Below are 20,686 nucleotides of genomic sequence, written 5' to 3'. Positions count from 1 at the left end.
GAGCGGGGTGGATACGGGTGGGGGACCAGGCGGACAGGGGGGCGGAATGGACGAGAACCGGACGGGCGGGAACCGGACCGATGGCGTCGATACCGGGGACGTCCATAGCGATGGTGTCCATACCGACGGCGCCGGACCCCGGACCGCCCCCCGCCGCCGCACACGCCGCCTCCTGCGGATCGCCGCCGGCCTCCTCGCCCTGCTCCTGCTCCCCCTCCTCACCGCCGAGACGGCCCTCCGTCTCAACTACACCGGTGATCCGGCCCCCGGTACCCGCACCCGGCACCAGGACGCCCTCTGGCTCGGGCACGCCTGGGTGGACGGACGCAGGACCGACCGGGACGTCGAGGCCCTCGCCCGCCGCCTGAGGGGCACGGGGATCCGCGATCTGTACGTCCACGCGGGGCCGCTCGAACACGACGGGACCCTGCCGGCGTCGGCGTACCCGAAGGCCCGCCGGCTGATCGCGGCCGTCCACCGGGAACTCCCCGGCGTCCGCGTCCAGGCCTGGCTCGGCGACAAGCTGGCCAGTGAGAGCCCGGACGGCCTGCGCCTGGAGCGTGCCGCGACCCGGGCGGCGGTCGTCACCTCGGCCCGGCAGATCCTCGCCGCCGGTTTCGAGGGCACCCACGTCGACCTGGAACCGCTCCACTCCGGCGACCGCGACTACCTGTCCCTCCTCGACGACCTGCGCGACCTCACCCACGCCCGGGGCGCCGTCCTCTCCGTCGCGGCCCACCAGATCGACCCGCTGCCCGCCTTCCACTCCTTCTGGGGCACGACCACCGGCCACCCCAAGTGGTGGTCGCAGGCGTACTTCGGGCAGGTGGCCCGGCGGGTGGACCAGATCGCCGTCATGTCGTACGACACCATGCAGCCGCTGGAGAGCCTGTACGGCGGCTACGTGGCCCAGCAGACCAGCCTCGCCCTGGAGGCCACCCCCGAGGGCACCGACCTGCTGATGGGCCTGCCCTTCTACCACGAGAACCGGTTCGGTCACCGGGCGCGCGCCGAGACCGTCCCGGCCGCCGTCCGCGGGGTCCGTCTCGGGCTGAGCCGCACGGACGCCGGCCGGGCCCGCTTCGGCGTCGCCCTCTACGTGGACTTCGCGGCCACCGAGGCGGACTGGCGGGCGTACCGGGAGGACTGGGTGGCTACGCCCCCGACCGCCTCCTGATCTTCGAACCCAGCCAGACCAGCGGGTCGTACTTGCGGTCCACCGCGCGTTCCTTCAGCGGGATCAGGGCGTTGTCGGTGATCTTGATGCCCTCGGGGCAGACCTCGGTGCAGCACTTGGTGATGTTGCAGTAGCCGAGGCCGTGGTCGTCCTGGGCGGTGCGCCCGCGGTCCAGGCCGGTCCCGGCTGCCGCGTCCAGCGGGTGCATGTCGAGTTCGGCGACGCGCATCAGGTAGCGCGGGCCCGCGAAGGCCTGCTTGTTCTCCTCGTGGTCCCGCACCACATGGCAGGTGTTCTGGCACAGGAAGCACTCGATGCACTTGCGGAACTCCTGCGGGCGGTCCACGTCCTCCTGGAACATGCGGTACTCGCCGGGGCCGAGACCGGGGGGCGGCACGAAGGCCGGGATCTCGCGCGCCTTCTGGTAGTTGAACCCGACGTCCGTCACCAGGTCCCGGATCACCGGGAAGGCGCGCAGCGGGGTGATCGTGATCGTCTCCGCGCGGTCGAAGACCGACATACGGGTCATGCACAGCAGCCGGGGGCGGCCGTTGACCTCCGCCGAGCACGAACCGCACTTGCCCGCCTTGCAGTTCCAGCGCACGGCGAGGTCGGGCGCCTGGGTGGCCTGGAGGCGGTGGACGATGTCCAGGACCACCTCGCCGTCGTTCACCTCGACCGTGAAGTCCTCCAGGCCGCCCCCCTGTTCGTCGCCCCGCCACACCTGGAAGCGGGCTTCGTAGCTGCTCACTCGTACAGCTCCTCTTCGGCGAGGTACTTGACCAGCTCCTCCTTCTCGAAGAGGGCGAGCAGGTCCGGGCGGATGGGTTCGGTGGTCTCGCGGGTGAGGCGGATCTGGCCGCGGGCCGGGTCGGTCGCCGCGAGGCCGCCGGCGGGGTCGGCGAGGGTGCACAGCAGGTTCACGTTGCGCCAGGCCCGCTCCATCCGGGGATGGTCCTCGCGGGTGTGCCCGCCGCGCGACTCGGTGCGCTCCAGCGCGGCCCGGGCCACGCACTCGCTGACCAGCAGCATGTTCCTGAGGTCCAGGGCGAGGTGCCAGCCGGGGTTGAACTGGCGGTGGCCCTCGACGCCGGCCCGCCGGGCCCGCACCCGCAGCTCGGCCAGCTTGTGCAGGGCCTGCTCCATCTCGCCCTCGCGGCGGATGATGCCGACCAGGTCGTTCATCGCCTGCTGGAGTTCCTGGTGCAGGGTGTACGGATTCTCCGGCGGGCCCGCCTCGCCCTCCGCGCCGACGGAGAACGGCCGCAGCGCCTCCGCCGACGCCGCGCCGACCTGGGCGTCGTCCACGGACGGGCGGCGGTGGGCCAGCGCCCGCGCGTACTCCGCCGCGTGCCGGCCGGCCCGGCGCCCGAACACCAGCAGGTCGGACAGGGAGTTGCCGCCGAGCCGGTTGGAGCCGTGCATGCCGCCGGCCACCTCACCGGCCGCGTACAGCCCGGGCACCCCGCGCGCCGCCGCCGTGTCGGAGTCGACGGCGATGCCGCCCATCACGTAGTGGCAGGTCGGCCCGACCTCCATGGCCTCCGCGGTGATGTCGACGTCCGCCAGCTCCTTGAACTGGTGGTACATGGACGGCAGCCGGCGCCGGACCACCTCGGCGGGCATCCGGGTCGACACGTCCAGGAAGACCCCGCCGTGCGGGGAGCCCCGGCCCGCCTTCACCTCGGCGTTGATCGCGCGGGCCACCTCGTCGCGGGGGAGGAGTTCGGGCGGCCGGCGGTTGTGGTCGGGGTCCTCGTACCACCGGTCGGCCTCCTCCTCCGACTCGGCGTACTTCTCCTTGAAGACCTCCGGGATGTAGTCGAACATGAACCGCTTGCCCTCGGAGTTCCGCAGCACCCCGCCGTCCCCGCGCACCGACTCGGTGACGAGGATGCCCTTCACCGACGGCGGCCAGACCATGCCCGTCGGGTGGAACTGCACGAACTCCATGTTGAGCAGCGGGGCGCCGGCCAGCAGCGCCAGCGCGTGGCCGTCGCCCGTGTACTCCCACGAGTTGGACGTGACCTTGAAGGACTTGCCGATGCCCCCGGTCGCGAGGACCACGGCCGGCGCCTGGAGGACGAAGAAGCGGCCGGTCTCCCGGTCGTAGGCGAAGACACCGCTCACGCGGCCCCCGGCGGAGCCGCCGTCGGACGGCGTGTCCTTGAGGATCCGGGTGACCGTGCACTCCTGGAAGACCTTCAGCCGGGACTCGTAGTCCCCGGTCTCCTGGAAGTCCTCCTGCTGGAGCGCGACGATCTTCTGCTGGAGCGTGCGGATCAGCTCCAGGCCCGTACGGTCGCCCACGTGGGCCAGGCGCGGGTACTCGTGTCCGCCGAAGTTCCGCTGCGCGATGCGGCCGTCCTTCGTACGGTCGAACAGCGCGCCCCAGGTCTCCAGCTCCCACACCCGGTCCGGGGCCTCCCGCGCGTGCAGTTCGGCCATCCGCCACTGGTTGAGGAACTTGCCGCCGCGCATGGTGTCGCGGAAGTGGACCTGCCAGGTGTCGTGCTCGTTGGCGTTGGCCATCGCCGCCGCGATGCCGCCCTCGGCCATCACCGTGTGCGCCTTGCCGAACAGCGACTTGCAGATCACCGCCGTGCGGGCGCCCCGCTCGCGCGCCTCGATCGCCGCGCGGAGGCCCGCGCCCCCGGCGCCGACCACCACGACGTCCCACTCCTGCCGGTCGACCACGGACATCAGTCAGTCCCTCACTGGATCTCTAGAAGAAGCGCGGATCGTCGAAGACCCCGGACGCGACCAGGTAGACGTAGAAGTCGGCGAGCGCCACGCTGAGCAGCGAGGCCCAGGCGAGCTGCATGTGGCGGGCGTTGAGCCGGCCGACGAACTGCCAGGCGCGGTAGCGCACGGGGTGCCGGGAGAAGTGCTTGAGCTTGCCGCCGACGATGTGCCGGCAGGAGTGGCACGAGAGGGTGTACGCCCAGATCAGCGCGATGTTGGCGAGGAAGACCAGGGTGCCCAGGCCCATGTGCCCCCACCGGTAGTGCTCGTCCCGGAAGGCCAGCACGGTGTCGTACGTCAGCACGCCGGCCACCAGCAGGGCGGCGTAGAAGAAGTACCGGTGGATGTTCTGGAGGACCAGCGGGAAGCGGGTCTCGCCGGTGTACGTCCGGTGCGGCTCGGCCACCGCGCAGGCGGGCGGGGACGCCCAGAAGGCGCGGTAGTACGCCTTGCGGTAGTAGTAGCAGGTCAGCCGGAAGCCGAGCGGGAAGATCAGGATGATGACGGCGGGGGAGATGCCCCACCAGCCCCCGAAGAGGTCGGCGTTGGGCCCGGCGCGCATGGTCCGGCAGTTCTCCGCAAGGCACGGCGAGTAGAACGGCGAGACGTACGGGGCCGCGTAGTAGTGGGCGTTCGCGAAGGCCCGCCAGGTCGAGTACACGACGAAGGCCAGCAGGCCGGCCGCGGTGGCGGCGGGCGCCAGCCACCAGCGGTCGGTCCGCAGGTGCGGGGCGGCGATCGCGGCGCGCGTACGGGCGCGTACGCCACCGCTGTTCTGTTGGGGTTCCGTACCAGTAGCCAAGGGGGACTCCGGTCGGTTCGGGGGAGTGTCAGGGGGCGCGGCGGTCGCGGGCGCCCAGGCCCTCGTCGTCCGAGTCCGTCCACAGGCTGATGTCGTACGGCGCGTCGGAGATGGTGACGAGGTCGGGCCGGCGTGGCGTGGCCGGGGCGGCGGCCTCCCGCAGCAGGGCCACGCTCTCACGCAGGTGGTCGGCGTCCAGGCGGACCCGGCGTATCTCCAGAGCGCTGCCGAGCTGGTGTTCCAGGCGGCTCACCGACCGGTTGAGGTCGTCGAGGCAGCGCTGGACGGCGTTGATGTCGTCGTGCACGGACATGACTTGCCCTCGCTTCCGCGGGTCCGGCGGTCATGGGCGGCAACGTTCATGCGCCTTGGAGTGTTGCGCCTCACGCACGCCGGTGTGAAGGGATGTGCAGCGATTGGCCGAGGCGCACGGATGCACTGCCCGGTGTGTTGCGCCGCACGGGTGGGCTTGCCGGCCGTCGTCGCCGTGTCGCCCACCGTGGCCGGATCCTTTCCTCTTCAGTGGCCGCATAGATCTGATCAGCTCCATATACCGCCAAACGTGATCAGCTCCATATACCGACAAATGCGAGCATAAGGCCCGTGGCTTCCTGGAGGTAGCAGAGATGTCCTACGACGGCGTTGGGCAGCGCCCCGCAGGGGTGCGAGGCTCCATCGACGGGCGGCTCTGCCGCGGGGAGCGACCAGCCGCGACGCACCCGCAGACGGCCGGCGGCCGGTCCCGGCACGTCAAGCGCGCCCTCGTCTTCCTCGGCGCGAGCGCCCTCGCCGTCCCCCTCCTCGCCGGCTGCGGCGAGGACGACGAGGCCGGCACCCCCCTCGCACCGCAGGACATCGCTCTCGTCGCCCGCGACAAGGTCGCCGACGGCGGGACCCTGAAGTGGGCCGTGGACGCCGTACCGGAGACCCTGAACACCTTCCAGGCCGACGCCGACGCCGGCACCAGCCGCGTCGCCCAGGCCGTGCTGCCGTCCATGTTCCGGCTGGACGCCGCCGGGCGGCCGGTGCCCAACCCGGCCTATCTGGAATCGGCCAAGGTCATCGAGACCGAGCCGCGCCAGGTCGTGCTGTACAAGCTGAACCAGCAGGCCGTCTGGACCGACGGCCGGGAGATCGGCGCCGCCGACTTCGTCGCCCAGTGGCGCGCCCTGTCCGGCAAGAACAGCGCCTTCTGGACCGCCCGCAACGCCGGCTACGACCGCATCGCCAAGATCGAGCGCGGCGCCAACGACCTCCAGGTCCGGGTGACCTTCTCCCGCCCCTACGCCGACTGGAAGTCGCTGTTCTCCCCGCTGTACCCGAAGGACGTCATGGGCACCCCGGACGCCTTCAACGACGGCGCCCGGCGCAAGCTGAAGGTCACCGCCGGGCCCTTCAAGGTCGCGAAGGTCGACACCGCCAAGAAGGACGTCGTCCTCACCCGCAACCCGCGCTGGTGGGGCAAGCCCGCCAAGCTGAACGAGATCGTGCTGCACGCCGTGTCGCGCGACAAGCGGGCCGCCGCCCTCGCCGACGGCAGCGTGGACCTCGCCGAGATCGACTCCGCCGACGCCCAGCGGATCGGGCTGGCGAGCCGCGAGAAGGGCACCGGCACCCCGCTCCAGGGCGCCGGGGGCAGGACCTCCGCGAAGAAGCTGCGTGACTGGGCGCTCGCACACGGCTTCGACTCCGACCAGGTGCACGCCGGCAAGAACAAGCTGCGCAAGGCCATCACCCGGTACCTGGAGCAGCAGCAGGCACTGCGGGACGTCGAGGTCCGCAAGTCCCTGGAGCCCGCCTACACCCAGCTCGCCCTCAACGGCTCCACCGGTCCCCTCGCCGACGAACGGGTCCGCCGGGCCGTCGCCCGCGCCCTGGACCGCGTGGAGCTGGCCCGGCTGGTGCTCACCCCGCTGGGGCTGCCCGCCGTGCCCGTCGGCAGCCACCTCGCCCTGTCCGGGCAGGCCGCCTACGCCGACGCCAGCGGTGCGATCGGCGCCCAGGACGCCAAGGAGGCGCAGGCACTGCTCGCCGACGCCGGCTGGGTGCGCGGCGGCCCGCTCAAGGAGCAGAAGAAGCCCGAGAAGGCGGCCGGCCCCGAGCGCTCCGCCGAGGACGTGTCGAACGGCGGCAAGGACGGCGAGTACGTCGTCGGGGAGGACGACGACGAGAAGGGCCGCGACGACGGGAGCCAGGCCGGCGGCGGCAGCCACGGCGGTCCGGACGGCGACGGCAAGGGCAAGCACCACGAGTCCGCCGGCGACCAGCACGAGCACCCCGACCAGCACCTCGTGCGGGAGGGCAAGCACGGCGGCGCGCCCGGCGCCTACGCCCCCCAGGGCACGGCCGCCCCGGCCGCCGCGCCCGCCGGACCGCTCGCGAAGGACGGCAAGCCGCTCGCGCTGCGCTTCGTCCTGCCCTCCGGATCCGGCTCGCAGACGCTGAACTCGGTCGCCGAGCGGATCTCCGCGATGCTGGAGCAGGTCGGCATCCGCACGACGATCACCAAGGTCTCCGACGAGAGCTACTTCAAGGACCACATCGCCGCCGGCGACTACGACCTCGCCCTGTACTCCTGGCCGTCCTCCGCGTTCCCGGCGACGGACGCCCGGCCCATCTACGCCAAGCCGGTCGCGGCGGCGGACGGCTCGGTGAACGTCGAGCAGAACTACACGCGGGTCGGCACGGACCAGGTCGACCAGCTCTTCGACCAGGCCGGGACCACGCTGGACGAGGACGAGGCGCGTTCCCTGATCCGCAAGGCCGACGCCCGCATCTGGGCCGCCGCCGGCTCGATCCCGCTCTACCAGCGGCCCCAGCTGGTGGGGGTCCGCAAGAACGTGGTCAACGCCGGGGCCTTCGGCTTCGGGACGCCGGTCTACGAGGACATGGGCTTCCTGAAGAAGGGGGCGAAGGTTTCGCCGAGCCCGGCCACATAGCCGTCGCCGGGGGCGTGGGAGGCGGCCTGAGCTGCACCTTCGTATCCCGGCGAGCTCCCGCCGCAGAGGCCACGTACCATGGGGTGAGGCCGTGGCGTGTCCAGCCCGGCAGGGCCCGCGCGACGGACGTACGCGCAGGGCAGTCCGCACACTCCGGGAGTACGCCACACTATGGCCACGCGCCACGACATTCGCAACGTCGCCATCGTCGCCCACGTCGACCACGGCAAGACCACCATCGTCGACGGGATGCTCAAGCAGGCCGGCGCCTTCGCCGCCCACCAGCTCGATCAGGTCGACGACCGCGTCATGGACTCGAACGACCTGGAGCGTGAGAAGGGCATCACGATCCTCGCCAAGAACACGGCGGTGAAGTACCACCCCAAGGACGGCGGGGAGCCCATCACCATCAACATCATCGACACCCCCGGCCACGCCGACTTCGGCGGCGAGGTCGAGCGCGGTCTGTCGATGGTCGACGGCGTCGTGCTGCTGGTGGACGCCTCCGAGGGCCCGCTGCCGCAGACCCGCTTCGTGCTGCGCAAGGCGCTCCAGGCCCGGCTTCCCGTCATCCTGTGCATCAACAAGACGGACCGTCCGGACGCCCGTATCGACGAGGTCGTCAACGAGACCTACGACCTCTTCCTCGACCTGGACGCGGACGAGGAGCAGATCGAGTTCCCGATCGTCTACGCCTGCGGCCGTGACGGCATCGCCTCGCTGACCAAGCCGGAAAACGGCACGGTCCCGGCGGACTCCACCAGCCTGGAGCCGTTCTTCTCCACCATCCTGGAGCACATCCCGGCCCCGACCTACGACGAGGACGCCCCGCTCCAGGCGCACGTCACCAACCTGGACGCCGACAACTTCCTCGGCCGTATCGCGCTGCTCCGGGTCGAGCAGGGCGAGCTGCGCAAGGGCCAGACGGTCGCCTGGATCAAGCGGGACGGCTCCGTCAGCAACGTCCGCATCTCCGAGCTGATGATGACGGAGGCGCTCACCCGCAAGCCGGCCGAGAAGGCGGGCCCGGGTGACATCTGCGCGGTGGCCGGTATCCCGGACATCATGATCGGCGAGACGCTGGCCGACCCGGAGAACCCGGTCGCGCTGCCCCTGATCAAGGTCGACGAGCCGGCGATCTCCATGGTGATCGGCACCAACACCTCCCCGCTGGTCGGCCGTGGCGCCACCGGCAAGGGCGCCGACAAGAAGGCGGCCGTCAAGGACCGCAAGGTCACCGCCCGCCAGGTCAAGGACCGCCTGGACCGCGAGCTGATCGGTAACGTCAGCCTCCGTGTCCTGGAGACCGAGCGCCCGGACGCCTGGGAGGTGCAGGGCCGTGGTGAGCTGGCGCTCGCCATCCTGGTCGAGACCATGCGCCGCGAGGGCTACGAGCTGACCGTCGGCAAGCCGCAGGTCGTCACCAAGGACGTCGACGGCAAGACGTACGAGCCGATGGAGCGCATGACGATCGACGTGCCCGAGGAGCACATGGGTGCCGTCACCCAGCTCATGGGCGTGCGCAAGGGCCGCATGGACAACATGTCCAACCACGGCTCCGGCTGGGTCCGCATGGAATGGGTCGTCCCCTCCCGCGGTCTGATCGGCTTCCGCACCGAGTTCCTGACGCAGACCCGTGGCACGGGCATCGCCCACTCCATCCACGAGGGCTTCGAGCCGTGGGCCGGTCCGCTCCAGACCCGGAACAACGGCTCCCTGGTCGCCGACCGCTCCGGTGCCGTCACCGCGTTCGCGATGACGAACCTCCAGGAGCGCGGCGTGCTCTTCGTGGAGCCGGGCACCGAGGTGTACGAGGGCATGATCGTCGGCGAGAACTCCCGCTCCGACGACATGGACGTCAACATCACCAAGGAGAAGAAGCTCACCAACATGCGGTCCTCGACGGCCGATGTGACCGAGTCGATCGTTCCGCCGCGCAAGCTGTCGCTGGAGCAGTCGCTGGAGTTCTGCCGCGACGACGAGTGCGTCGAGGTGACCCCGGAGGCCGTTCGCATCCGCAAGGTCGTGCTCGACCAGCGGGAGCGGGCGCGGGCCGCGAGCCGCGCCAAGCACAGCTGATTCCCGGCCACTTGAGCCCGGGTTCCCCCCACGGTGGGGGAACCCGGGCTTTTTGCAACCAGTTTTCGGGCGCCCCATGTCCGACATGCGGAGATCGCTGCCCGATAGCCATGTAACAAGTCCGTTTCGCGCCTTCTTCTGGCGAACAGTTTGTCCAGATTTTGGAAGGTGTAGGCGTGAGCTGTGACTGAATTGAGATCTACGGGCAGTGGTCGGTGGTCGACCCATGGCAGATAGTTAGCCGCGTAGCGCTCGGGTCAATGGGTCTCGCGCTGTGGGGACAGCGCCGACTCACGAGCACCACGGGGTTTCTGACCCTCCGTCAGGGGTGTCGGAGGGAAGACGGAAACCCTCGACAGTTGGTGAACACGTGAAGTCATGAGGAGGGAACCCCGGTAACTACGCGCGTCCGACTGCGGTCACGCGCGTTCTCGGAGTACGCGGACACCTCTCACGCTTATACCTGTGAAACGGACGAACCGTGACAAGTCCTATCGATGTAGAGGGCGGCGGGGCTTCGGCCGTCGTCGACGGCGCACCAGGGCCGGAGACGAAGAGCGAACCCGTCACGCTCGCGGGCCGGTCCCCCGGCCAGCTGATGTGGCTGCGTTTCAAGCGCGACCGCACGGGCGTCATCTGCGCCGTGGTGGTGACCGGCTACTTCGTCGTCGCCCTGCTCGCACCGCTGCTGGTGAAGCTGACGGGCACTGATCCGTACACCCTGTACGGCCAGGATCCCACCTACGCCGACAAGCCCGTCCTCGATGAATTCGGGCTTCCGCTGGGGTACTTGGGGGGCGTCTCCGGCGACCACTGGTTCGGCGTCGAACCGCAGTACGGCCGCGACCTCTACGCCATGCTGCTGTACGGCATGCGCACCTCGCTGTACATGGCGCTCGGCATCACCGTGCTCATCATGGTCACCGGTGTCGTGATCGGCCTGATCGGCGGATACTCCGGCGGTCGCACGGACTACTGGATCGGCCGTGGCACCGACTTCTTCCTCTCCTTCCCGCAACAGCTGTTCTTCATCGCCTTCATGCCCGTCGTCACGTCCTTCTTCGTGGATCCCCGCGAGGAGACGCCGACCTACTTCCGCGCCCTGGCCATGCTGATCGTGCTGTGGCTGCTGGGCTGGATGGGCATGGCCCGCATCGTCCGGTCGACCGTACTGTCCCTGCGCGAGAGGGAGTTCGTGGAGGCGGCCAAGGTCTCGGGCGCCTCGCCGTGGCGGATCGTGCGCAAGGAGATCCTGCCCAACGTCGTCACCCCGATCCTGGTGCAGTTCACGTACCAACTGCCCAGCACCATCCTCAGCATCGCCTTCCTGTCCTTCGCGGGTGTGGGGTTCGTCGAGCCGACGCCCGACTGGGGACGCCTCTTCGCCGCCGGCGCCCGGTACGCCGAGCAGGACCCGGCGTTCATGTTCTTCCCCGGGGTGGCGCTGGTGATCTTCGTCCTGTGCTTCAACCTCCTGGGGGACTCCGTACGGGACGCGTTCGACCCCAAGTCCGGGCGGTAGGTCGTCCGTTGGGTGGGGGGTGACTGCCGCCCCCGCCGGCCCGCACCCGGCCGGCGCCCGGCAGATCTCACGGATAACAACCGACAGGTAGGTGGATTCGCCACATGATGTCTCATCGCGCCCGCGGAGCGCGTGCCGTAGTGATCGCCATCGCGGCCGGCTCCCTGGCTCTCACGGGTTGCTCCAAGAACGAGGGCGGCAAGTCCGGCAAGGACTCCAAGAAGGACCAGAAGGAAGCGGCGGTCCAGTCGAAGGCGGTCACCTATGTCGACGCCGCGGGCTCGACCGGACCCGCGAAGGACGTGCCCGGCGCCAAACCCGGCGGCACGATCACGGTGTACCAGGAGGCGGGCCTGTCGCACCTGGACCCCGGCCAGATCTACGTCTCCGACGCCGGCCAGGTCGCCAACCTGCTCTTCCGCCGCCTGACCCAGTTCCAGGAGGACGACAAGGGCAACGTGTCCGTCGTCGGCGACCTCGCCACCGACTCCGGCAAGTCCTCCGACGGCGGCAAGACCTGGACCTTCACGCTGAAGGACGGCATCAAGGACGAGAACGGCAACCCGATCACGTCGGCCGACGTCCGGCACAGCGTCGAGCGCCTGTACGCGAAGTTCATCTTCGACGGCCCGACCTACCTCCAGAACTGGCTGAGCGGGACCGACTACCGCAAGGCCCTGCCCGGCGGCGGCTTCGACGGCAAGCACCTGCCGGCCTCGGTGCTGGACACCCCGGACGACAAGACGGTGGTCTTCCACTTCGACCAGCCGCGCCCGGACCTGCCGCAGACGCTCGCCATGGCCGGCTACTCCATCGTCCCGGCGAAGGGCGACACCAAGGAGAGGTACGAGAAGAAGCCGGTCGCCACCGGCCCGTACAAGATCGCCGAGAACAAGGCCGGCAAGACCCTGAAGCTGGTCAAGAACACCAACTGGGACCCGAAGACCGACTCCGTGCGCCACCAGTACGTCGACGGCTTCACCATCCAGTTCGGTGTCACCGAGTCCACCCAGACCAAGCGCCTGATCGCCGACGAGGGCGACAACAAGAACGCCATCCAGCTCACCAACGGCGTCGAGGCCACGCAGATCCAGGACGTCATCAACAACCCGGAGGCCAGCAAGCGCACGGTCAAGGGCTACCAGCCCTACGTCATGACCCTGGCCTTCAACCTCGACCGGGTCAAGGACAAGAAGGTCCGCGAGGCCGTCACCTACGCGGTCAACTCCAAGTCCCTCATCGCCGGTGAGGGCGGCGCCTACGGCGGTGACGTCGCGCCGAACTACTTCGCCCCGACGCTGCCCGGCTACGAGCCGAGCTACGACCCCTACGGCCGGCTGAAGACCCCGCAGGGCAACATCGCCAAGGCCAAGGAGATCCTCAAGAGCGTCCCGGCCGCCGAGAAGAAGATCGTCTTCGCCTACGCCAACAGCGAGGCCGGCCAGAAGCGCAAGGTCGCCATCGAGGACGCCCTCACCAAGGTCGGGTTCGACGTCGTCGCCAAGGAGGTCGACTCCGCGAGCTACTACGAGCAGATCGGCAAGCTCAAGAACCCGTACGACGCCTACATCACCGGCTGGGGCCAGGACTGGCCGTCCCCGGGCACGGTCGTCACCCCGATCTACGACGGCTCGCAGGTCTTCGACGGCTCCGCGAACTACTCGCACGTCAAGGACCCGAAGGTCGACGCCCTCATCAAGAAGGCCATGACGCAGAACCCGACCGACGCCGCCAAGACCTGGAAGGAAGCGCACCACTACCTGCTGGAGAACGTCATCCCGGCGGCTCCGCTGTGGTACACGAAGCAGTTCCAGATCTCCGGCTCCAACGTGGGCGGTGCCCGCTACGGCTCGGTGTCCAGCCTCATCGACATCAACCGGCTGTACCTGAAGCAGTGACCCGCGGCTGACCCAGGGGGCGCGCTCCGCAGCGAGCGCGCCCCTTGTCCGAGCGCCCCCTACCCACCGTCTCCGCAGAGAGCCAGCCCGCCATGCTTCAGTTCATCATCCGGCGCACGGTCGGCGCCTTCGTCACGCTCTTCCTCATCGGGGCGGCGACGTTCTTCCTCTTCGTGGCCGCACCCTCCGACTACGCCTCCCTGGCCTGCGGCAAGGACTGTTCGCCCCAGCGGCTCGCGGACATCCGGGAGGCCCTCGGGCTCAACCTGCCCCTGGCCCAGCAGTTCTGGGACTTCATGTCCGGCATCGTGACGGGCCGCGACTTCCCGACCGGGCACTGCTCGGCCCCCTGCCTGGGCGTGTCGTTCTACTCGGGGGACATGGTCTGGAGCACCATCATGGACCGGTTCCCGCTGACCCTCACCCTGACCGCCGGCGGCGCGATCGTCTTCCTCGTCATCGGCGTCGGCGCGGGCATGATCGCCGCCTACCGGCGCGGGACACTGGTCGACAAGGTCGCCACCGGCGCGTCCATGGTGCTGAGCTCGTTCCAGATCTACTTCCTCGGCCCGATCGTGCTGACGGTCCTCGTCTACAGCACCGGCTGGATGGAGGACCCCAAGTACGTGCCCCTCACCCAGGACCCGGTCGGCTGGTTCGTCGGGATGTCGATCCCGGTCTGCGTGATGGCCACGATCTTCACCGCGCAGTACACCCGTATGGCACGCTCCTCGATGATCGAACAGCTCGCCGAGGACCATGTGCGCACCGCCCGGGCCAAGGGCATGTCACGCAAGTACGTCTTCCTGCGCTACGCCTGGCGCGGCTCGCTCATCCCGATCGTCACCGTGCTCGGCATCGACGTCAGCTCCATGCTGGGCGGCGCCGTCGTCACCGAACTGACCTTCTCCCTCCAGGGGATCGGCCGGCTCGCCGTGGACGGCGCGGTCAACAAGGACCTGCCGCTGACGATGGGGGTCATGCTGTTCGGCGCCTTCTTCATCCTGATCATCAACATCCTGACCGACATCACCTACGCGTGGATCGACCCCCGCATCCGGCTCTCCTAGGAAGAACCAGCCATTGTGACCACAGTGACCAAGGCCGAGGGGGCGCCGGCCCCGGCCGGGCCGGACGGATTCCTCTCGGTACGCGATCTCCAGGTGACGTTCTCCACCGAGGACGGCCCGGTCAAGGCCGTCGACGGCCTCTCCTTCGACCTGCACCGCGGGAAGACCCTGGGCATCGTGGGCGAGTCGGGCTCGGGCAAGTCGGTCACCAACCTGACGATCCTCGGGCTGCACGACCCGATGTTCACGACGATCGACGGGGAGATCCTCCTCGACGGCAAGGAACTGATCACCGCCACCGAGAAGGAGATGGAGAAGCTCCGCGGCAACCGGATGGCGATGATCTTCCAGGACCCCCTCACCGCGCTGTCGCCCTTCTACACCATCGGCCGGCAGATCGCCGAGCCGTACATGAAGCACACGGGCGCCTCGAAGCGCGCCGCCTGGGAGCGGGCCGTGGAGATGCTCGCCAAGGTCGGCATCCCCAACCCCGAGGAACGCGCGCGGGACTACCCGCACCAGTTCTCCGGCGGTATGCGCCAGCGCGCGATGATCGCCATGGCGCTGGTCTGCGACCCGGACCTGCTGATCGCCGACGAGCCGACCACGGCGCTGGACGTGACCGTGCAGGCGCAGATCCTGGACCTGCTCAAGGACCTCCAGCGGGAGTTCGGCACGGCGATCGTCTTCATCACCCACGACCTCGGGGTCATCGCCGACATGGCCGACGACATCATGGTCATGTACGCCGGGCGCGCGGTGGAGCGCGGCACCGTCGACGAGGTGCTCCGGGCGCCGCAACACCCGTACACCTGGGGCCTGCTGAACTCCATGCCCCGGCTGGACTCCGACCTCGGCACCCCGCTCTCGCCGATCCCCGGCACCCCGCCGAGCCTGCTCAACCCGCCGACCGGCTGCCGCTTCCACCCCCGGTGCACCTTCCGGGACCGGGTCGCGGGGGACCGGTGCGTCACCGAGCGCCCGCTGCTGGGACCGGACCGCGGCTCGGCGTGCCATCTGGGCGCGGAGCAGAAACGCACCATCTTCATCGAAGAGATCAGGCCCCGTCTGGGCTAGGAGGACAACCGTCATGAAAGAGGACCTGGTCCTCCCCACCACCCGCGAGGCCGGTGACGACGCGGCGCGCGAGCCGCTGCTGAAGGTCTCGGGGCTGGTCAAGCACTTCCCGGTCAAGGGCGGCTTCCCGATCCGGCGGACGGTCGGCGCGGTGCAGGCCGTCGACGGCCTGGACTTCCAGGTCGCCGAGGGCGAGAGTTTCGGCCTGGTCGGCGAGTCGGGCTGCGGCAAGTCGACCACCGGCCGGCTCATCACGCGCCTGCTGGAGCCGACCAGCGGCACGATCACCTACCGCGGCCGGGACATCAGCCACGCGAACCGCAAGCAGCTCGCGCCGATCCGGTCCGAGATCCAGATGATCTTCCAGGACCCGTACTCGTCGCTGAACCCGCGGCAGACGGTCGGCAAGATCATCTCCGGTCCGATGGAGATCAACGGCATCGACCCCGAGGGCGGCCGTGAGCGGCGGGTCCGCGAGCTCCTGGAGATCGTCGGTCTCAACCCCGAGCACTACAACCGCTTCCCGCACGAGTTCTCCGGCGGCCAGCGCCAGCGCATCGGCGTCGCCCGCGCCCTCGCCCTGGAGCCGAAACTCATCGTCGCCGACGAGCCGGTCTCCGCGCTGGACGTGTCCATCCAGGCCCAGGTCGTGAACCTGCTCCAGAAGGTGCAGCGGGAACTGGGCATCGCGTTCGTCTTCATCGCCCACGACCTCGCGATCGTGCGGCACTTCTCCCAGCGCGTCGCGGTGATGTACCTCGGCAAGATCATCGAAGTGGGCGACCGGGACTCCATCTACACCCGCCCGCGGCACCCCTACACCCACGCCCTGCTGTCCGCCGTGCCCGAGGTGACCCTGACGGAAGGGGAGGCGCAGCAGCGCGAGCGCATCCGCCTCGCCGGCGACGTGCCGTCCCCCATCTCCCCGCCCTCCGGCTGCCGCTTCCGCACCCGCTGCTGGAAGGCACAGGACAAGTGCGCGGCCGAGGAACCCCCGCTGCTCCAGCTCTCCGGCAACCGGGGCGGCCACCTGACGGCCTGCCACTTCCCGGAGGAGCCGACCGTCGAGGCCCGCGAGGAGGACATCGTCCTGGACCCGGCACTGGCGGCACTGGAGGAGGGCCAGGCGGACTAGGCCCTGTCGTTTGGGTCATCCCGGCGGGCCACCGTGATGATCTCCGGGGAGGTGTCCGTCAGCGGGCCCCGGTTCCAGTCGCCGTACTGTGCGGTGACGGTCAGGCCCGCCTCCGCGAGGAAGGCCGCCAGCGTCCCGCCGTCCAGGAAGCGCAGGACGCTGTGGTTGACCCGGGGGGCGGGCCAGGCGGGGCCGGCGTAGGTTTCCGTGAAGCGGATCCGGCCCCGGTCCAGGTCCGCGCCCAGCACCTCGTGCCACACCCGCGCCGGCGTGCCGTCGGCGGCGGTGATCTCGTGCACCCGGTCCGGGGTCCACCGCTCCCAGGCACGGGCACCCGGATTGCGGGTCTCGAACACCAGCCGCCCCCCGTCCCGCAGGGCCTCGCGGGCGGCGCGCAGGCAGACCCGGATCTCCTCGTCCGTCACCAGTTCCTGGAAGGCGTGCCCGGTCATGACGACGAGGTCGAAGTCCTCCTGCCACCGCCGCACCCGCACATCGCCGAGCACCCATTCGACGTCCGGCCGGGCCCGCCGCGCCTGGACGAGCATGGCGGCGGCCGGATCGAGGCCCATCAGCCGCCCCCGGTGCCCCTCGGCCCGGGCCCGCCGCAGCAGCCGGCCGGTGCCGCACCCGATGTCCAGCACGGAGCCGGCGTCCCGCAGCAGACCGAGGTAGAAGTCGTCCCCCGGTCCCCAGGGGTTGAGGCTGTCGTAGAGAGCGGCGAACGAGAGATCGGCAAAGACGTGATCCACCACCGCGGCAGTCTGACACACGGTGTTGAACGGTGGGTCAGGAACGGAGTACTTCCCGAAGTCTTCCTACCGGCGGGGCCGTTGGCGCGGGCCGGCCCGGAAGGCGGGCCCGCGGACAGCGGGCGCCCGGAACGCGGAAGAGGGCCCGTGCCTGGGGAGGCGCGGGCCCTCGTCCCCTGGAGCGGACGATCAGAGGCTCGGGTCAATGGGCCGTGAAAGTCCGATCCGCAAGGGGGCGGCTGACGGAAAGGGGTGTGTCAGGCCGCCGCCTCGGGGTCCTTGGAGAGACGGGGGGCCGGGATCGTGGGCTCCGTCTCCGGGTAGTGGCACGCGGTCAGGTGGCCCGGCTTGTTGCCCTCCGCCTGCACCAGCGGCGGCGCCTCCGTGGCGCACTTCTCGGTCGCCTTCCAGCAGCGGGTGCGGAAGCGGCAGCCGGAGGGCGGGTTGATCGGCGACGGCACGTCGCCGGTCAGGCGGATGCGCTCGCGCGGCTCCTCGTCCACCGTGGCCTCGGGGACGGCGGAGAGCAGGGCCCGGGTGTAGGGGTGACGCGGGTTGTCGTACAGGTCCTCGCGGTCGCCGATCTCGACGATCTTGCCCAGGTACATGACCGCGACGCGCTGGGAGAAGTGCCGCACGATCGCGAGGTCGTGGGCGATGAAGACGAACGCGATGCCCAGTTCCCGCTGCACCTTCTGGAGCAGGTTGACGACCTGGGCCTGGATCGAGACGTCGAGCGCGGAGACCGGCTCGTCGGCGACGATGAGCTTCGGCTCCAGGGCGAGGGCGCGGGCGACGCCGATGCGCTGGCGCTGGCCGCCGGAGAACTCGTGCGGGAAGCGGTTGTAGTGCTCGGGGTTGAGACCGACGATCTCCAGGAGCTCGCGGACCCGCTTCTCCCGGCCACCGGGCGGGTTGATGCCGTTGATCTCCATCGGCCCGGAGATGATCTTGCCGACCGTGTGCCGCGGGTTCAGCGAGGCGTACGGGTCCTGGAAGATCATCTGGATCTCGGACCGGATCGGCGCGAGCTGCTTGCGGTTCGCGTGGCTGATGTCCTGACCGCGGTAGGTGATCGTGCCGGCCGTGGGCTCCAGCAGGCGGGTGATGAGCCGGCCGGTGGTCGACTTGCCGCAGCCGGACTCGCCGACCAGGCCCAGGCTCTCGCCCTCGGCGACCTGGAAGTCCAGGCCGTCGACGGCCTGCACCGCGCCGACCGTGCGCCGGATCGGGAAGCCGCCCTTGATCGGGAAGTGCTTGGTCAGCCCGGAGACGTCCAGGAGGGGAGTGGTGTCGCTCATTGGTGAATTCCGTCTCTTGTACGTCAGTGGGCCTTGGCAGCCGTGTCGGTGAGGTACTCGCGACGCTGCTCGTCCGTCAGGTGGCAGGCTTTGCCGCGGCCGTCCACGATCTCCAGCAGCGGGCTCTCCTTGGCGCACCTGCCGTCCGGGACCTTCTCCGCGAAGGCACAGCGCGGGTGGAAGCGGCAACCGGTCGGCGGGTTCAGCAGCGACGGCGGCGAGCCCGGGATCGGGTTGAGCGGCACGTCCACCGGGCCGTCCAGGCTCGGCATGGAGCCGAGCAGACCGAAGGTGTACGGGTGCTGCGGGGTGCGCAGCACCTCCGCCTTCGGGCCGCGCTCCACGCACCGGCCGCCGTACATCACCAGCACGTCGTCGGCGATGTCCGCGATCACACCCAGGTCGTGGGTGATGAAGATGATCGCGGTGCCGAACTCCTGCTGGAGGTCCTTGAGCAGGTCCATGATCTGGGCCTGCACGGTCACGTCGAGCGCGGTCGTCGGCTCGTCGGCGATCAGCAGCTCCGGGTCGCACACCAGCGCCATGGCGATCATCGCGCGCTGGCGCATACCGCCGGAGAACTCGTGCGGGTAGCTGTCCACCCGGCGGTCGGGCTGGGGGATGCCGACGCGCTTCAGCATCTCGATGGCCCGCGCCCGCGACTCGGCCTTGGAGGCGCCGGTGTGCTTGCGGTACACCTCGCCGATCTGCGTGCCGATGGTGTGGTACGGCGACAGCGAGGCCAGGGCGTCCTGGAAGATCATCGCCATCTTGTTGCCGCGGAGGTGCTCCAGCGTCTTCTCTGGGGCGCCGTTCAGCTCCTCGCCGTCCAGCTCGATGGAGCCTTCGATCTTCGTGCTGTCCGGGTTGTGCAGGCCCAGGATGGCCAGGTTGGTGACCGACTTGCCGGACCCCGACTCACCCACGATGCCCAGCGTCTTGCCGCGTACGAGGTCGAAGGAGAGGCCGTCGACGGCCTTGACGACGCCGTCCTCGGTCGAGAAGTGCACCTTCAGGTCCTTGACGGACAGGAAGGGCTGCGAATCGGTGCTCGTCACGGGGACGCTCCAGAGGGGGGTGATGCGGGGTAGCTGGCGGAGGAGGGCGGGGTCAGGCGAGCCGGATCCGCGGGTCGATCAGGGCGTAGCAGGCGTCGACGACGATGTTGGCGATCACCACGAAGGAGGCCGTGATGATCATGACACCGAGCAGCATCGGCAGGTCGTTGTTGATCACCGACTTCACGGCGAGCAGGCCGATGCCCTGGAGGCTGAAGGTCTTCTCGGTGATCATCGCGCCGCCGAGCAGCACGCCCATGTCGATGCCGAAGATGGTGACGATCGGGCCCATGGCGCCGCGCCAGGCGAAGCGGAAGAAGACGTTGCGCCGGGACATGCCCTTGGCGCGGGCGGTGCGGACGTAGTCCTCGGTGAGCGTCTCGACGAGCTGCGAGCGGGTCATGCGGGTGTAGTTGGCGGTCCAGATCAGCGCCAGCACCAGCCAGGGCACGAGCAGACCGGTGAACCAGGCACCCGGGTTCTGGCTGAACGGGGTGTAGGAGGGCTGGTCCAGCAGGTGCGACTGGTAGACGAGGAGGTACAGGGCGACCGGGCCGACGAAGTAGATCTGCATCGAGGAGGCGACCAGCGAGGCCGAGCTGGCGATCTTGTCGAGCGGCTTGCCCTGCTTCACCGCGGCGAGCATGCCGGTGCCGATACCGAAGATCAGGAAGACGACCGCGGAGCCGATGGCGAGGGAGGCCGTGGTCGGGAAGCGGTCCCACACCGTCGAGAGGACGGGCTCACGGTTGATGAACGAGTAGCCCAGGCACGGGGCGTCGCAGTGGCCGAAGCCCGGGTAGTCGCGGCCCACGAAAATGGCCTCAAGCCAGTGCCAGTACTGGACCGGCAGCGGGTCCGAGATCCCCATGTTGTGCCGGATCACGTCGAGCGTCTCCGGGGTGCAGACCTTGCCGCAGGCGATCCGGGACGGGTCGCGCGGCACCGCGTAGAAGAGCATGTACGTGACCGCGCTGATGATCAGCAGCGTGACCACGGCGCCGAGGAGCCGGCGGACGAGGAAGCGAAGCATGGGGGTTGGCTTTCCTGGGAGGGCCGTCGTGCGGAACGGGCCGGGACGGGATGACCGGGGGCCCGGTGGACGAGCCGAGGGTGGGGCGGCCGGAGCCG

General features: G+C 69.8%; 16 protein-coding genes. 8 read left to right on the top strand and 8 right to left on the bottom strand.

From position 1 onward, the window contains the following. The first annotated feature begins 46 nt into the window (after nt 1-46). Nucleotides 47-1,177 (top strand): hypothetical protein, encoded by a 1,131-nt coding sequence (locus AQJ11_RS10230; protein WP_059262794.1) that lies wholly within the window; start codon nt 47-49, stop codon nt 1,175-1,177. Here AQJ11_RS10230 and AQJ11_RS10225 read toward each other — a convergent pair. The 4 genes from AQJ11_RS10225 to AQJ11_RS10210 are packed head-to-tail and all read right to left on the bottom strand — an operon-like array spanning nt 1,155 to nt 5,037. Beyond that, nucleotides 1,155-1,928 (bottom strand): succinate dehydrogenase/fumarate reductase iron-sulfur subunit, encoded by a 774-nt coding sequence (locus tag AQJ11_RS10225; RefSeq protein ID WP_014674763.1) that lies wholly within the window; start codon nt 1,926-1,928, stop codon nt 1,155-1,157. The genes AQJ11_RS10230 and AQJ11_RS10225 overlap by 23 nt on opposite strands. After that, nucleotides 1,925-3,880 (bottom strand): fumarate reductase/succinate dehydrogenase flavoprotein subunit, encoded by a 1,956-nt coding sequence (locus AQJ11_RS10220; protein ID WP_059262793.1) that lies wholly within the window; start codon nt 3,878-3,880, stop codon nt 1,925-1,927. Before AQJ11_RS10220 ends, AQJ11_RS10225 begins: the two co-directional genes overlap by 4 nt. A gap of 22 nt (nt 3,881-3,902) precedes the next feature. After that, entirely contained in the window at nt 3,903-4,724 is an 822-nt protein-coding gene (locus AQJ11_RS10215; protein ID WP_014674765.1) for a hypothetical protein, read from the bottom strand. A 28-nt stretch (nt 4,725-4,752) separates the two neighbouring features. Beyond that, nucleotides 4,753-5,037 carry a hypothetical protein gene (locus AQJ11_RS10210; RefSeq protein WP_014674766.1) on the bottom strand — a complete coding sequence of 95 codons (285 nt, stop codon included), beginning with the start codon at nt 5,035-5,037 and terminating at the stop codon, nt 4,753-4,755. Nucleotides 5,038-5,350: 313 nt separating this feature from the next. On the opposite strand from AQJ11_RS10210, the gene AQJ11_RS10205 reads away from it, so the two are divergent. The 7 genes from AQJ11_RS10205 to AQJ11_RS10175 all read left to right on the top strand — a co-directional run bounded on the left by AQJ11_RS10205 (nt 5,351) and on the right by AQJ11_RS10175 (nt 16,444). Then, the gene (locus tag AQJ11_RS10205) at nt 5,351-7,663 is read left to right on the top strand and encodes an ABC transporter family substrate-binding protein (RefSeq protein WP_059262791.1); all 2,313 of its coding nucleotides are present in this window, start codon (nt 5,351-5,353) and stop codon (nt 7,661-7,663) included. Nucleotides 7,664-7,834: 171 nt separating this feature from the next. Continuing rightward, entirely contained in the window at nt 7,835-9,742 is a 1,908-nt protein-coding gene (typA, locus tag AQJ11_RS10200) for a translational GTPase TypA (RefSeq protein WP_014674768.1), read from the top strand. A gap of 481 nt (nt 9,743-10,223) precedes the next feature. Continuing rightward, nucleotides 10,224-11,264, top strand: coding sequence for an ABC transporter permease (locus AQJ11_RS10195; RefSeq protein WP_041665483.1), 1,041 nt, complete (start codon nt 10,224-10,226; stop codon nt 11,262-11,264). A gap of 104 nt (nt 11,265-11,368) precedes the next feature. Next, nucleotides 11,369-13,162 (top strand): ABC transporter substrate-binding protein, encoded by a 1,794-nt coding sequence (locus AQJ11_RS10190; RefSeq protein ID WP_059262789.1) that lies wholly within the window; start codon nt 11,369-11,371, stop codon nt 13,160-13,162. Nucleotides 13,163-13,254: 92 nt separating this feature from the next. After that, on the top strand, nt 13,255-14,232 hold the full coding sequence (locus AQJ11_RS10185) for an ABC transporter permease (RefSeq protein ID WP_014674771.1): 978 nt from the start codon (nt 13,255-13,257) through the stop codon (nt 14,230-14,232). 15 nt (nt 14,233-14,247) lie between these two features. Then, nucleotides 14,248-15,309, top strand: a complete 1,062-nt coding sequence (locus tag AQJ11_RS10180; protein WP_059262787.1) for an ABC transporter ATP-binding protein — start codon at nt 14,248-14,250, stop codon at nt 15,307-15,309. A 13-nt stretch (nt 15,310-15,322) separates the two neighbouring features. Further along, nucleotides 15,323-16,444, top strand: coding sequence for an ABC transporter ATP-binding protein (locus AQJ11_RS10175; protein WP_059262785.1), 1,122 nt, complete (start codon nt 15,323-15,325; stop codon nt 16,442-16,444). Here the strand turns inward: AQJ11_RS10175 and AQJ11_RS10170 are convergent. The 4 genes from AQJ11_RS10170 to AQJ11_RS10155 all read right to left on the bottom strand — a co-directional run bounded on the left by AQJ11_RS10170 (nt 16,441) and on the right by AQJ11_RS10155 (nt 20,588). Continuing rightward, the gene (locus AQJ11_RS10170; protein ID WP_014674774.1) at nt 16,441-17,199 is read right to left on the bottom strand and encodes a class I SAM-dependent methyltransferase; all 759 of its coding nucleotides are present in this window, start codon (nt 17,197-17,199) and stop codon (nt 16,441-16,443) included. The genes AQJ11_RS10175 and AQJ11_RS10170 overlap by 4 nt on opposite strands. Nucleotides 17,200-17,453: 254 nt before the next feature. Further along, entirely contained in the window at nt 17,454-18,497 is a 1,044-nt protein-coding gene (locus tag AQJ11_RS10165) for an ABC transporter ATP-binding protein (RefSeq protein WP_014674775.1), read from the bottom strand. A 23-nt stretch (nt 18,498-18,520) separates the two neighbouring features. Further along, nucleotides 18,521-19,555, bottom strand: a complete 1,035-nt coding sequence (locus AQJ11_RS10160) for an ABC transporter ATP-binding protein (RefSeq protein WP_014674776.1) — start codon at nt 19,553-19,555, stop codon at nt 18,521-18,523. A 52-nt stretch (nt 19,556-19,607) separates the two neighbouring features. Further along, on the bottom strand, nt 19,608-20,588 hold the full coding sequence (locus AQJ11_RS10155) for an ABC transporter permease (RefSeq protein WP_014674777.1): 981 nt from the start codon (nt 20,586-20,588) through the stop codon (nt 19,608-19,610). Nucleotides 20,589-20,686: the final 98 nt, after the last annotated feature.

This window comes from Streptomyces corchorusii (genome assembly GCF_001514055.1).
GTDB classification, from domain to species: Bacteria; Actinomycetota; Actinomycetes; order Streptomycetales; family Streptomycetaceae; genus Streptomyces; species Streptomyces olivaceoviridis.
Note: the sequence above shows the minus strand (reverse complement) of the source record. Positions and strands in the feature narration are given on the sequence as shown.

Coding starts and splice junctions, on each gene's coding strand:
- AQJ11_RS10205 (WP_059262791.1), top strand. CDS start 5,351: ATGTCCTACGACGGCGTTGGGCAGCGCCCCGCAGGGGTGCGAGGCTCC.
- AQJ11_RS10210 (WP_014674766.1), bottom strand. CDS start 5,037: ATGTCCGTGCACGACGACATCAACGCCGTCCAGCGCTGCCTCGACGAC.
- AQJ11_RS10185 (WP_014674771.1), top strand. CDS start 13,255: ATGCTTCAGTTCATCATCCGGCGCACGGTCGGCGCCTTCGTCACGCTC.
- AQJ11_RS10155 (WP_014674777.1), bottom strand. CDS start 20,588: ATGCTTCGCTTCCTCGTCCGCCGGCTCCTCGGCGCCGTGGTCACGCTG.
- AQJ11_RS10230 (WP_059262794.1), top strand. CDS start 47: ATGGACGAGAACCGGACGGGCGGGAACCGGACCGATGGCGTCGATACC.
- AQJ11_RS10175 (WP_059262785.1), top strand. CDS start 15,323: ATGAAAGAGGACCTGGTCCTCCCCACCACCCGCGAGGCCGGTGACGAC.
- AQJ11_RS10165 (WP_014674775.1), bottom strand. CDS start 18,497: ATGAGCGACACCACTCCCCTCCTGGACGTCTCCGGGCTGACCAAGCAC.
- AQJ11_RS10190 (WP_059262789.1), top strand. CDS start 11,369: ATGATGTCTCATCGCGCCCGCGGAGCGCGTGCCGTAGTGATCGCCATC.
- AQJ11_RS10220 (WP_059262793.1), bottom strand. CDS start 3,880: ATGTCCGTGGTCGACCGGCAGGAGTGGGACGTCGTGGTGGTCGGCGCC.
- typA (WP_014674768.1), top strand. CDS start 7,835: ATGGCCACGCGCCACGACATTCGCAACGTCGCCATCGTCGCCCACGTC.